Origin of the sequence: Sphingobium sp. SCG-1, assembly GCF_002953135.1 — a bacterium.
GTDB lineage: Bacteria > Pseudomonadota > Alphaproteobacteria > Sphingomonadales > Sphingomonadaceae > Sphingobium.
This window is the reverse complement of sequence record NZ_CP026372.1, coordinates 2862209-2874767: the sequence shown is the minus strand read 5'-3', so window position 1 is coordinate 2874767 and position 12559 is coordinate 2862209. Positions and strand designations below refer to the sequence as shown.

Here is a 12559-nt window from a genome sequence, read left to right as displayed (position 1 = left end):
GGACGGACTAGACGATGGCGCATGGCGGGGCAAGGAAGACGGAAAGCAGCCCTGATCGGACATGCTCATCCAATGTATCAACATGGATCAAGGTTTTGGCCATGGATTTGACGGCCAACTGTCTAACGCTTATGCGGATTCGGTCGGCTGAGGATATAACGCGGGCGTATCGAAGACCTGTGGGCCTCGCAGCCATAGCCTTTAAGGCTCAACATAACATTTAGGAGCAAGCGCGTGCAGGCGACATCCTCGTTCACCCTGGAAAAACAGGGCATTCAAACTCGTGCCTCCCAGTTCTGGAATCTCGGCACGGCGCCCCTTGTCGAAGCAGCGCTCGCCAATGGCGAAGGCATATTGGCCAAGGACGGCCCATTGGTTGTCGAAACCGGCAAGCACACCGGCCGTTCCGCTAAAGACAAGTTCATCGTCCGCGACGCAGAGACGGACAGCACAGTATGGTGGGGCAACACCAATGTGCCCATGACGCCGGAGCACTTCGCGGCATTGAAGGCCGATTTCTTCGCAGCGCTGGGTGAGAAGGACACGCTGTACGTCGCGGATCTTTTCGGCGGATCGCAGCCCGAGCATCGCGTCAATGTGCGCGTCATCAATGAGTTCGCCTGGCACAACCTTTTCATCCGCACGTTGCTGGTGCGTCCGACCGCAGATGAGCTGGCGACTTTCACGCCCGAATATACCATCATCGATTTGCCGAGCTTCCGCGCCGATCCTGCGCGCCATGGCAGTCGGTCCGAAACGGTCGTCGCCGTCAACTTCAGCGAAAAGCTGATCCTCATCGGCGGCACGGCTTATGCCGGTGAAATGAAGAAGTCGGTGTTCGGCATCCTCAACTACCTGCTACCCGTGAAGGGCGTCATGCCAATGCATTGTTCGGCCAATATCGGCCCGAACGGCGACACGGCTGTGTTCTTCGGTCTGTCAGGTACAGGCAAGACAACGCTTTCGGCCGACGCCAGCCGTACGCTGATCGGCGACGACGAGCATGGCTGGTCGGACACCGCCGTCTTCAATTTCGAGGGCGGCTGCTACGCCAAGATGATAAACCTCTCGCCCGAGGCGGAGCCGGAAATTTTCGCGACGACGAAACGCTTCGGAACGGTCCTTGAGAATGTTGTGATCGACAAGGATACACGCGAACTCGATTTCAACGACAACAGCCTCGCGGAAAACAGCCGCGGTTCTTATCCCATTGATTTCATCCCCAATGCGTCGAAGGACAATCTTGGCCCGGTTCCCAAGACGATCATCTTCCTGACGGCCGACGCTTATGGCGTACTTCCTCCTATTTCGCGTTTAACGCCGGAACAGGCTATGTATCACTTCCTCTCGGGCTACACCGCACGGGTCGCGGGCACCGAAATCGGGGTGATCGAGCCGACTGCGACCTTCTCGACCTGCTTTGGTGCCCCCTTCATGCCGCGTCATCCTTCGGTGTACGGCAATCTGCTGAAGGATCGCATCGCCAAAGGCGGCGTTACCTGCTGGCTGGTCAACACCGGTTGGACCGGCGGCAAGTACGGCAGCGGCAGCCGTATGCCGATCCGCGTCACACGTGCATTGCTGAACGCAGCGCTGGACGGCAGCCTGAACGATGTCGCCTTCCGCACTGATCCGAACTTCGGCTTCGAAGTGCCGGTCGCAGTCGCGGGTGTGGATGCCAAGATACTCGATCCCCGACAGACCTGGGCGAATGGCGCGGAATATGATGATACCGCTGCCAAGCTGGTCAAGCAGTTCGTCGACAACTTCGCGCAGTTCGAGGATCATGTGGATGCCTCCGTGCGTCAGGCTGCTCTCACTGCCGCCTGAACATTGACGTAAATTGCCTGAAAGGCGGGTCGGCAGGACATGCTGGCCCGCCTTTTTCGTTACGCTGGACGATAAAGCTGCTATTGATGCTCGATCATGGGAGTATCAGATCATGGCTATGTTCGACGGCATTTTGAGTAATCTAGGCAGCCTCGACGAACTTGCGGCCAAGCTCGGTATCTCTGCCGACTCGATCCCCGGATTGCTGGAGCAACTCGCCGCCGATATTGGATCGGGTAAGCCCGGCGTTACGGCATTGGCAGAAACTGCCGCCGCGCATGGCGTCTCAGCCGACACGCTGCAGGAGGCGCTCGCGGGTCTCGGTGGTCCTGCGGGAATTCTCGGCAACATGACGGGTTTTCTCGATCGCGATGGCGACGGTAATCCGCTGAACGAACTAAGTGGTCTGGCGAAGGGCTTATTCGGCTGATCCTTTCGTCGCGCCATGCCTGCTGTTTTCGTCAGTAGGCATGACGGTGAAGATGACGCCATTCTGCCCCCGCACGCATCCTCATGCGGAGCAGGGGAGAAGAGGTGCCATGACGATCGAACCGCGCGCAGTCGTCGAGCAGTGGTACAGCGCGCTGGCGGCGATGGATATCGATGCGTTCGCAGCGACGCTGCATGACGACTACATCAACAACGTCGCTGGTCGGACTGCCGTGTCAGGACGCACGTACGGCAAGCGGCAACTTTTCGAAGAGATATTCCCGCTCGTGATGGCCAACCTCGTGCCCGGCACGGTCAATCTTGCAAGGCGGCACCGGATCATGGCCGTCGACGGGTCGGTTGTCGTCGGCATGATGGAGGGGGACGCAGACACCAATGACGGGGCGCGGTACGAGCAAACCTATTGCCAGATCTTCCGCGTGGAGGATGGCCTGATCCGCGAAACCTGGGAATTTTTCGACACCGCTCAGGCCGAAGCGCGCCTGTTCGGCAAAGACATTGACGCAGGAACGCCCGTCGCCGATCCGCTGCAATTCTAACGCATCAGAGGGAATCGACGCGCAGCACCGTGCCGTCTACGCCGATGACACGCATCCGCTGGCCCACTTCCGCGTCAGGTCCGTGCGCCGTCCACACGCCGTCGCCCACCTTGACGCGTCCCTCTCCGCCTTCGATCGCTTCTACGATCATGACGGTCTCACCGATCAGCCGAGCCGCGCGATCATTCAGCAGCGGATCCTGCGATTCCACTGGATTGTTCGTGTACCAGCGCCGCCCGGCATAGGTCGCGACGAGGCACAGCACCGCAAAGACGATCACCTGCACCGGCACACTTATCCCGACGAGAACAGTGATCCCGCCGGTCAGCGCTGCCGCAATCGCGATCCAGAGCAGGAACACGCCGGGCAGTACGATCTCGCCAATGCCGAACAGTACGGCGAGGATCAGCCAGACCCAGTACGGCTCCATCCCCTGCAAATCGCTCATGCTGTCGGCTCGAACGGTCCGCGACGGCGTGGCGTCGGCGTTGGATCGTTGACAGTCGGCGCGTTACCGAACGTCTCCCGCGCCAGTTCGCCGATCCCGCCCAGCGTCCCGATAAGCTGCGTCGCCTCGACAGGGAACAGGATCGTCTTGGCATTGGGCGACGTCGCGAACCCGGAAACCGCCTCCACATATTTCTGCGCGATGAAGTAATTCAATGCCTGCGGATTGCCTGCGGAGATGGCTTCGGACACCATCTGCGTCGCCTTGGCCTCTGCTTCAGCCTCACGTTCGCGCGCTTCGGCGTCGCGGAACGCAGCCTCCCGCCGCCCTTCCGCCTGCAATATCTGCCCGGCCTTTTCGCCCTCCGCCCGCAGGATTTCAGACGCGCGAGCGCCCTCGGCATCAAGGATATTGGCGCGCTTTTCACGCTCCGCCTTCATCTGGCGACCCATCGCATTGACGATGTCGGCGGGCGGGCGAATGTCCTTCAACTCAACACGCGTGATCTTCACGCCCCAACTACCCGTTGCATGATCGACCACAGATAGCAGCCGCGCGTTAATCTCGTCGCGCTTGGACAAGGTCTCGTCCAAGTCCATCGATCCCATCACGGTGCGCAGGTTGGTCGTCGCCAACTGCATGATCGCGACGTACAGCTCCGAAACCTCATACGCCGCCTTCGCTGCGTCCAGCACCTGAAAAAATACTACGCCATCGACGGACACCATGGCGTTGTCCTTGGTGATGATCTCCTGCCCCGGAATATCGACAACCTGCTCCATCATGTTGATCTTGCGGCCGACATTGTAGAAAAACGCGGGGTAGAAATTGAGGCCGGGACGTGCGACTTCTGTAAAACGGCCAAAGCGTTCGATCGTATATTGATAGCCCTGCCGGACGATCTTGATACTTGCGGCCAGATAGATGAAGACGAGCAGCGCGGCTGCCAGTGCGAATGTCGTAATCATGATCTTCGTTCTCCCCACCGGCCCGATACACATTGTTATGCCGCCAAAGCGTTAACCGGGGAAGTCATTTGAAGGAACAACGATGCAGCTAGCCTTTGCCCGGTCGCTCCTCTTCCTGCCCGCATCCAATCCGCGCGCGGTGGAAAAGGCGAGGGGGCTTGCCTGCGACATGGTGATCCTCGATCTGGAGGACGCGGTGCCCGACGCGCAGAAAGACGCGGCACGCGACGCCGCCGTCGCCGCCACGCAGGCGGGCTATGCCGACAAGCTGACTGGCATCCGCATCAATACCGCCGAGACGCCATGGCACGGCGCCGACATGATCGCAGCAAAAGCCAGCGGGGCCGACTATATCATCCTGCCCAAGGTGGAGCATCCCTTGCAGGTTCACGATGTCCATCAGGTCTGCGAAAAACCCGTCATCGCGATGATCGAAACCGCCCTCGGCCTGTCCGCCGCTCCAGCGATCGCCGCGCAGGCCGGCACGGCGGCGCTGTTCATCGGCGTCAACGACTTGCGCAAGGATCTCGGCATCCCCGCCGACGCTGGACGCGCAGGACTGATGCTCGCGCTCCAGACCGTCGTGTTCGCGGCCCGCGCTTCGAGGAAGGCCGTGTTCGACGGCGTCTATAACCGCCTTGACGATGCCGCAGGTCTGGAAGCGGAATGCCGCGAGGGCCGCAGCTACGGCTTCGACGGCAAGACCCTGATCCACCCCGGCCAGATCGCAACAACCAACGCGATCTTCGGCCCCGACGAAGCAGCGGTCGCCGACGCCCAACGCCTGATAGAAGCCGCAACGGGCGGCGCGGAACGCTTCGAAGACAGCATGATCGAAGCCATGCACGTCGATGCGGCGCGCGCCCTCATCGCTCGCGCAGAGATGCTAAAGCGATAACAGAAAAGGGCCGCATTCCTTGATGGAACGCGGCCCTTTCTCAAACGGTCGGAAGACTTAGAACTTCCCGCTCAACGACACACCGATGATACGCGGATCGTTGAATACCGCCGCCATATAGTTTTCGATGACGCCCTTCAGGTTCTTTTCGTTCGTGATGTTGCGCGCGAACACGGCCAGTTCATACGCGTTATCCGGTGCGGCATAGCCGATCTTCAGACCGCCTTCGAAGCTGCCGTTCGAATTGAACTCCTTCGTGTCGTACAGCACGAAATTGGTCTTGCCCTGCACGTTCCAGTCGGTCGCAGCGAAAACCTTGCCGCCATTGCCCAGCGGGATGTCGTAGCGCGCGGTTAGGTTGAGGTTGTACTCAGGCGCGTTGGGCAGCGGCTCGCCGTTGATCTGCGCGAACACGGCGGGTTGGCCGAAGACCGGCACCGTAATCGTCGGGTTGCCGACAGTGCAGACCACCACGCCGTTCAGCGCACAGACCTGTGCATAGACGTTCTTGTCCTTGATCTCGCTATGCAGCAGGCTGAGGCCAGCCGAAAGCGACAGGTTCTCGATAGGCGCCCAGTCCAGTTCCGCTTCCATGCCATAGGCTTTCGCCTTGTTCGCGTTGAAGAGGACACCGTTGCCGTTGACGTCGTTGCCGTTCAACTGGATGTCCTTGACCGTATAGGTAAAGGCGCTGGCGTTGAAACGGAGCGCGTTGCTGATCTGGCTCTTGAAACCGGCTTCCCACGACAGGATCGTCTCCGAATCCGCCGTCGTGAAGTCGGAGTTGAACACGGCCGAACGACCCTGGATCGTCGGACCACGGAAGCCCTTCGCCACGCGGGCGTAAAGGCTGAGATCCGGGTTCACCTGATACAGCGCGCTCACATCCCAGCTTGGCTTGGAATCGGAGAGGCGCACGAAGCGACGACCGCGATAGCTGCTTACACCCGCTGCGTTATCCGCTGTCTTCAGCAGACGCGTGCTCTTGGTGTCTTCGGTGTAGCGCCCGCCAGCAGTCAGCGTCAGGTCGGGCACGATTTCGTAGCTCAGCTGACCGAACAGCGCCCAACTCGTGTTGATGTTGTGCAGACGCACCCAGTTGTTGGGGTTCCGCGCCGCTGTCGTCAGAAAAAACGCGCGCTGGTAGAAGTCCGTCGTGTCGCGCGAGTCGAAATAGATGCCGCCGATCTGATACTTCAGGCCGGTGTCGCCGTTGCTCGACAGCCGCACTTCCTGCGTCCACTGGTCGAGATCGCGCAGGTTACCCTGGCTCTGACCAAAGCCATTCGCAACGCCACCGACTGGGAAGTTCGCCGCCGCGCCGCCATCGGTATCGCCACGGCTGTAGCCCGACGTGGTCTCATAGGCCGTGATCGATGTCAGCGTCACCGGACCGAAATCGTAGGTTGCCTTCAGCGATCCGCCATAGGTCTTGTAAGCCTGCGGGTTGTTCTGCGCCTCGTCCAGAGCGATCTTCGTACGCGGCTCGTTGCTGGCATCATTCGATCCCTTCTTCAGCGCGGCGCGATGGAAGATGGTCGACGTCCCATCATAATCACGCGCATGGCCAGAGAGAAGCAGGGTCGTTTCTTCGTTCGGCGTCGCGAGCAACTGAACGCGCACGTCCTTCTCGTTGAAGCCGCCCATCGCGTCCTTCTTAGGCGACACCGTGCCGTCCGCGCTTGGGCCGGTATAGGTGTTGTCGACCCAATCGTCGCGATGCTGGTATAGCGCGGAAATACGGAAGGCGAGCTTGTCGGCAATCAGCGGGCCACCAACGCCCCCATCGAACGTGACGGTGTTGTAGCTGCCATAGCTTGCCTGCGCGCGGCCCTCATAGGTCGTAAGGTTCGGCTTGATGCTGTCGAACTTGATGATGCCCGCGGTCGTGTTGCGGCCGAACAGCGAACCCTGCGGCCCGCGCAGCACTTCCACCTGACCCATGTCGAACACGGGATTGGACTTCAGCACGACATGCTCCAGAACGACTTCGTCCTGGATGATCGACACCGGCTGCGACGCGCCAAGATAGAAGTCGATGTTGCCAAGACCACGAATGTAGAAGCGCGGGAAGATGCGGCCCGTCGTCGTTTCGGCATAGAGGCCCGGCACCCGACCGGACAGCGCGAGGATATCGTCGCCACCCGTCTGGAACGCGCGCAACTGATCGCCCGCGACGACGCCTACCGAAAGCGGTACGTTCTGGAGATTCTCCGAACGACGCTCTGCCGTGACGACGATTTCGGTCAGTTGCGAATCGTCGGCGGCGGGGGCGGGATCCTGCGCCTGTGCGACATCGGCGAAGGAAATCGCGCCGAAAGCGGCGGTCAGCAGAAGCGCCGAGCGGAGAAGGGGTTGCGTCACGATATGATCCTTGGTTGAAGAGGCGAGGATGAGCCCGCCACGCGATGGCTGCCCGCTAGGCTCCGATTATGTCTGAATCATGACAGATTATTACGTGGTTCTTCACCTGTTGCGGCAATGCCACAGGCGCTCCGTGCGGCGGATTAACAAATTCTCGCCTCGCACTAGCCCCCTGCGGCCTTAATGGTTACATGGACCGCCACATGATCCCCTCGGCATCCGGCCCCGCCCTCCGGAACGCCCACACAGAAAGTGGCTTAATCCATGGATATCCGCCTCGGCCTGACATTCGATGACGTTCTCCTGCAACCGGGGGAATCGGACGTCATGCCGAGCCAGACGGACACCAGCACCCACATTACCAAGAGCATAAAGCTCAACATTCCCATCCTGTCGTCGGCCATGGACACTGTCACCGAGGCCGACATGGCGATCGTGATGGCGCAACTTGGCGGCATCGGCGTTCTGCATCGCAACCTGACCGTAGAGCAGCAAGCGGCAGCGGTGCGCGCGGTGAAACGCTTCGAAAGCGGCATGGTCGTCAACCCGATCACCATTACGCCCGACGCGACGCTGGCCGACGCGCAGATGCTGATGGCGCGCAACCGCATCTCCGGCATTCCGGTGGTCGAGGCGTCCGGCAAGCTGGTCGGCATCCTTACCCACCGCGACACTCGCTTTGCCGAGAACCCCAAGCAGCCCGTCAGCGAATTGATGACCAAGGACAACCTCGCGGTCGTCCCGGCTGGCGTGACACAGGACGATGCCCGCCGCCTGCTGCATCAGCGCCGCATCGAAAAGCTGCTGGTCGTCGATGAAGCCTATCATTGCGTCGGCCTCATCACCGTCAAGGACATGGAAAAGGCCGTCAATTATCCGCAGGCGACCAAGGACGGCACGGGCCGCCTGCGCGTCGCCGCCGCCACCACGGTCGGCGACACCGGCTATGAGCGCACGGAAGCGCTGATCGACGCCGAATGCGATCTCATCGTCCTCGACACGGCGCACGGCCACAGCAAGCAAGTGTCCGCCGCCGTCGAGCGCATCAAGCGCCTCTCCAACTCCGTGCAGGTCGTCGCGGGCAACGTCGCCACCGCCGAAGCCACACGCGCGCTGATCGACGCCGGCGCGGATTGCGTGAAGGTTGGCATCGGCCCCGGATCGATCTGCACCACGCGCGTCGTCGCGGGCGTCGGCGTGCCGCAGTTGACCGCCGTCATGGACGCAGCGGAAGAAGCCTTCAAATCCGGCGTTCCCGTCATTGCCGACGGCGGCGTCCGCACCAGCGGCGACGTGGCCAAGGCACTCGCGGCAGGCGCAAGCTGCGTCATGGTCGGATCGCTCCTCGCCGGAACCGAGGAAGCACCGGGCGAAACCTTCCTGTATCAGGGTCGCGCCTACAAAAGCTATCGCGGCATGGGCAGCGTCGGCGCGATGGCGCGCGGCAGCGCCGATCGCTATTTCCAGCAGGACATCAAGGACCAGATGAAGCTGGTGCCCGAAGGCATCGAGGGTCAAGTGCCCTTCAAAGGCCCGGCCAAGGACGTCATCCATCAACTCGTCGGCGGCGTGCGCGCCGCGATGGGCTACACCGGCAGCCGGACGATTCCGGACCTTCGCGAGCGTGCCCGCTTCGTGCAGATCACCAATGCGGGCCTCTCCGAAAGCCATGTCCACGATGTCACGATCACTCGCGAAGCCCCTAATTATCCGACCCGGTAAATGACACCCGCCGCGCGGGTACAGGCCGCAATCGACTTGCTTGACGAAGTCGTGCTTTCCGCGCGCGACGGCGGCCCCGCTGCCGACACGCTGATCGCCCGCTATTTCAAAACGCGGCGCTACGCCGGGTCGAAAGACCGCCGTGCCGTCCGCGATCTGGTGTACGACGCCATCCGCCGCGCAGGTGAGCGCCCGGAAAGCGGCCGCGCGGCTATGCTCGGTCTGGTGCAGGACCAGCCGGAGATCGCGGCCTTCTTTGACGGATCGCCTCACGGCCCAGCCGCGATAGGTGAAGGCGAAGCTGCAACGCCCGCGCGTGCTGTGCCCCGCGGGATAACGCCGCTGCTCGCTGACTTGATCGACGCGCGCGAACGCACGGCGTTGCTGGAACGCGCGCCGCTGGACGTGCGCGTGAACACGCTGAAGGCGACGCTGGATTTGTCTGGGTCGGAGCCTATCCTAACCCCAAGATCAAACCCGACCAACTCGCACACTCTCTCCCCGTTCGCCCTGAGCTTGTCGAAGGGCCCGGCTGAGCCTGTCGAAGCCCCTTCACTTCGTTCAGGAGAAGGCTTCGATAAGCTCAGCCCGAACGGGGAAGGGGACAGCGCGAATATGGGAGCCAACCAGCAGGCGGCGAGTGGAAGCGAAATCACCCCAATCCCCCATCTCCCCAACGCCCTACGCCTCCCCGAAGGCTACCCCCTCGAAAAATCCGAAGCCTGGGAACAGGGACTCGTCGAAGTCCAGGACGCAGGCAGCCAGATCATCGCCGTCGCCTGCAAAGCCCAGCCCGGCATGACCGTCATCGACCTTTGCGCCGGCGCAGGCGGGAAAACCCTCGCGCTCGCCGCCGCGATGGACGCGCAAGGAACGCTGATCGCCGCCGATACCGTCCGCTCGCGCCTGCAACGCCTCACGCCGCGCGCCGAAAGGGCAGGGGCCAATTTCATCCAGACCGTCCTCCTCGATCAGGGCCGCGAAGCCACAACCCTTGGCAGCTATGAAGGAAGGGCCGATGTCGTGCTGGTCGACGCCCCCTGTTCCGGCACCGGTACATGGCGGCGCAATCCGGAAGCGCGCTGGCGGCTGACGCCCGATCGGCTGACCCGGCTGGTCGCCGAGCAAGCCCGCATAGTGGATATCGCCGCCCCGCTCGTTAAAAACGGGGGACGGCTAATCTATGCGGTGTGTGCATTGACTGACCGGGAGGGACGCGATCAGGTCGATGAGTTTCTGGCGCGGCATCCCGGCTGGAAAGTGGCCCCGGTCGATACGGCGGCAGGACGCACCTGGGGGCATGGGCGGTTGCTGACGCCGCACCATGATGGCACTGATGGCTTTTTCCTGGCGGTGCTGGAAAAAGGTTGATGGACAAATACATAGAAAACAGGGAAACTTCTAAGCATTCGACACTGGAGACTGTAATGCGTTTTACGCCCGCGACTATTGCCTTGGCTGCCCTGTTCGCCACCGTGTCCAGCGTGGGCGTGAGCCAGCGCCCCGATGCGCAGATCGAGCCGCTGTCGCTCGAATGGCAGAAGAAGGGCGAGGCAGCGCAGCAGGCAGGCGACCTGAATGGTGCGACCGATGCGCTGGAAACGGCTCTGGCCATCGATCCGCGCAATCGGGGCGCCTATCTGTCGCTTGGCAAGGTTGCCCGCGCGCAGGGCCTGCAAGGCAAAGCCATCCGCTATTACCGCGAGGCGTTGCTCCTCGATCCTACTGATGTCGCGGCCTTGTCGGGGCAGGGGCAGGCGATGGCCGAGAAGGGTGCTCTTGCCAAGGCTCGTGAAAATCTCGCGCAAGTGAAGACCCTCTGCAGGAGCGACTGCCCTGCCGCAGTGCAGCTTTCCGCCGCCATCGCCAAGGGTGTTCCGCCAACGATCCTGACTGCCAAGGAAGTCACTCCCACGCCAACCGTTGTACCGACGGAGCAGCCATAATAGCTTCTCCTTCAAGGGTAGAAGGATTCACCCTTGGTGGCTCTGCCGCTTAGGCGCAGATTGGTGTCCCACTCTCCGCTGTCCTACACGTCCTCATTGGCGTACACGCCTCTCTATGCCCATTTCCTGACGCCCTGCAAAAAGCCCCGGTCGCATTCCCCGCCACCTTGACCGCACCAAGCGGCAAATAGGGTCGGACAGCCGAACGCTCCGCGACTTTCATGATGCACCGGCGCCAACACAAGGCATGATGGGCCGCAGCGCCCCAAGGCTGCACACGCATCCCGAGGCGGGGAAATCATGGCTGGCCTCGGACCCATGCGACCTTTGCGTCTTGAAAGGAGCAAGGATGATGACGCCACTCACTTCTTCGATCTCCTGCAAGAGCAGGAAGCCGGAGCGACAGGCTTGGCTATGGCGCTCCATGACATTGGACTCCTGCGTTCGCGGGAACACGGTTCATCGGAAGCACGGTGGCTTGGCTGCACTGCCAAAGATGCCCGACTGGGGGGTGACGTAGCGTGACCTTCGTGACCTTCCGCGCCAAATCCGCGGGATTTTCGGTCAGCCGCTCAGCACCCGCGCCACGTCCACGAACTCCGCGATGCTCAAAGTCTCCGCCCGCCGTTGCGAGTCGATCCCTACCGCCTCAAGCGCCGCCAACCCACCCGGCAATCCTTTCAGGCTCTGCCGCAGCATCTTGCGCCGCTGTCCGAACGCTGCCGCCGTCAGCCGCTCCAATGCCTTGATGTCCACGCCTTCGGGCTGCGCGGCAGGCTCTATATGGACCACCGCCGACATTACCTTGGGCGGCGGAGTGAAGGCGCTGCGATGCACTTTCATGGCGATTCGCGGGGTCGATCGCCACTGGCTCAACACAGCGAGCCGTCCATAATGATCGGTATTGGGCTGCGCGACGATCCGCTCCGCGACCTCATGCTGGAACATCAACGTCAACGAAGCCCACCACGGCGTCCACTCGGCCGAGAGCCAGCCGACCAGCAAGGCCGTCCCGACATTATACGGCAGGTTCGACACGATATGCGCGCCATCCCCCGCCAACTCGCGCGCATCCAGCGCCATTGCATCGCCCTCGACCACGCTAAGCTGGCCCGGAAACGCCGCATCCAGCTCCGCCAGCGCAGGCAGGCACCGCCGGTCCCGCTCGACCGCCACGACCTTCGCGCCGGTGCGCAGCAACGCCCGCGTCAGCCCGCCCGGTCCGGGGCCGACTTCATAGGCCGTGGCCGTGTCGTCCAGCTTGCCCGGTATCGCAGCGATCCGGTCCAGCAACTGCTCGTCCAGCAGGAAGTTCTGCCCCAGCGCCTTGCTCGCCTGAAGCCCATGCGCGGCGATCACTTCGCGCAAAGGCGGCAATTGGGGGTTCGGCATCG

11 protein-coding genes are annotated in these 12559 nt (G+C 62.0%); 7 read left to right on the top strand and 4 right to left on the bottom strand.

Annotated elements, in window-relative coordinates; translation table 11 throughout:
* Positions 1-234: 234 nt before the first annotated feature.
* The 3 genes from C1T17_RS13095 (at position 235) to C1T17_RS13085 (ending at position 2819) form a co-directional block, all read left to right on the top strand.
* On the top strand, positions 235-1830 hold the full coding sequence (locus C1T17_RS13095) for a phosphoenolpyruvate carboxykinase (RefSeq protein ID WP_104953817.1): 1596 nt from the start codon (positions 235-237) through the stop codon (positions 1828-1830).
* 112 nt (positions 1831-1942) lie between these two features.
* Complete coding sequence (locus C1T17_RS13090; RefSeq protein WP_104953816.1) at positions 1943-2260, top strand: hypothetical protein; 318 nt, start codon at positions 1943-1945, stop codon at positions 2258-2260.
* Positions 2261-2369: 109 nt separating this feature from the next.
* Complete coding sequence (locus C1T17_RS13085; RefSeq protein WP_189338347.1) at positions 2370-2819, top strand: nuclear transport factor 2 family protein; 450 nt, start codon at positions 2370-2372, stop codon at positions 2817-2819.
* Between the two features lie 4 nt (positions 2820-2823).
* Here C1T17_RS13085 and C1T17_RS13080 read toward each other — a convergent pair whose 3' ends face one another.
* The gene (locus C1T17_RS13080) at positions 2824-3267 is read right to left on the bottom strand and encodes an NfeD family protein (RefSeq protein WP_104953814.1); all 444 of its coding nucleotides are present in this window, start codon (positions 3265-3267) and stop codon (positions 2824-2826) included.
* On the bottom strand, positions 3264-4235 hold the full coding sequence (locus C1T17_RS13075) for an SPFH domain-containing protein (protein WP_104953813.1): 972 nt from the start codon (positions 4233-4235) through the stop codon (positions 3264-3266). Before C1T17_RS13075 ends, C1T17_RS13080 begins: the two co-directional genes overlap by 4 nt.
* Before the next feature lie 82 nt (positions 4236-4317).
* On the opposite strand from C1T17_RS13075, the gene C1T17_RS13070 reads away from it, so the two are divergent.
* Positions 4318-5133: an HpcH/HpaI aldolase/citrate lyase family protein gene (locus C1T17_RS13070; RefSeq protein WP_104953812.1), complete on the top strand. Its 816-nt coding sequence runs from the start codon at positions 4318-4320 to the stop codon at positions 5131-5133.
* A gap of 57 nt (positions 5134-5190) precedes the next feature.
* On the opposite strand, the gene C1T17_RS13065 is transcribed toward C1T17_RS13070, so the two are convergent.
* Complete coding sequence (locus C1T17_RS13065; protein ID WP_104953811.1) at positions 5191-7500, bottom strand: TonB-dependent receptor; 2310 nt, start codon at positions 7498-7500, stop codon at positions 5191-5193.
* Positions 7501-7761: 261 nt separating this feature from the next.
* Between C1T17_RS13065 and guaB the strand changes: the two genes are divergently transcribed.
* From guaB to C1T17_RS13045, 3 genes are read left to right on the top strand one after another with little or no spacing between them, the layout of a single operon-like run.
* The gene (gene guaB / locus C1T17_RS13060) at positions 7762-9219 is read left to right on the top strand and encodes an IMP dehydrogenase (RefSeq protein ID WP_104953810.1); all 1458 of its coding nucleotides are present in this window, start codon (positions 7762-7764) and stop codon (positions 9217-9219) included.
* The gene (locus C1T17_RS21730; RefSeq protein WP_223262596.1) at positions 9220-10590 is read left to right on the top strand and encodes an RsmB/NOP family class I SAM-dependent RNA methyltransferase; all 1371 of its coding nucleotides are present in this window, start codon (positions 9220-9222) and stop codon (positions 10588-10590) included. It abuts the gene before it with no gap.
* A gap of 56 nt (positions 10591-10646) precedes the next feature.
* The gene (locus tag C1T17_RS13045) at positions 10647-11165 is read left to right on the top strand and encodes a tetratricopeptide repeat protein (RefSeq protein WP_104955215.1); all 519 of its coding nucleotides are present in this window, start codon (positions 10647-10649) and stop codon (positions 11163-11165) included.
* A gap of 564 nt (positions 11166-11729) precedes the next feature.
* Here the strand turns inward: C1T17_RS13045 and rsmA are convergent.
* Positions 11730-12557 (bottom strand): 16S rRNA (adenine(1518)-N(6)/adenine(1519)-N(6))-dimethyltransferase RsmA, encoded by an 828-nt coding sequence (gene rsmA / locus C1T17_RS13035; protein WP_104953808.1) that lies wholly within the window; start codon positions 12555-12557, stop codon positions 11730-11732.
* Between the last annotated feature and the right edge of the window lie 2 nt (positions 12558-12559).

Excerpts from the sequence above, each read along its gene's own strand:
- C1T17_RS13090 (WP_104953816.1), top strand. The coding sequence starts at position 1,943 with ATGGCTATGTTCGACGGCATTTTGAGTAATCTAGGCAGCCTCGACGAA.
- C1T17_RS13085 (WP_189338347.1), top strand. The coding sequence starts at position 2,370 with ATGACGATCGAACCGCGCGCAGTCGTCGAGCAGTGGTACAGCGCGCTG.
- C1T17_RS13080 (WP_104953814.1), bottom strand. The coding sequence starts at position 3,267 with ATGAGCGATTTGCAGGGGATGGAGCCGTACTGGGTCTGGCTGATCCTC.
- C1T17_RS13075 (WP_104953813.1), bottom strand. The coding sequence starts at position 4,235 with ATGATTACGACATTCGCACTGGCAGCCGCGCTGCTCGTCTTCATCTAT.
- C1T17_RS13070 (WP_104953812.1), top strand. The coding sequence starts at position 4,318 with ATGCAGCTAGCCTTTGCCCGGTCGCTCCTCTTCCTGCCCGCATCCAAT.
- guaB (WP_104953810.1), top strand. The coding sequence starts at position 7,762 with ATGGATATCCGCCTCGGCCTGACATTCGATGACGTTCTCCTGCAACCG.
- C1T17_RS21730 (WP_223262596.1), top strand. The coding sequence starts at position 9,220 with ATGACACCCGCCGCGCGGGTACAGGCCGCAATCGACTTGCTTGACGAA.
- C1T17_RS13045 (WP_104955215.1), top strand. The coding sequence starts at position 10,647 with ATGCGTTTTACGCCCGCGACTATTGCCTTGGCTGCCCTGTTCGCCACC.
- rsmA (WP_104953808.1), bottom strand. The coding sequence starts at position 12,557 with ATGCCGAACCCCCAATTGCCGCCTTTGCGCGAAGTGATCGCCGCGCAT.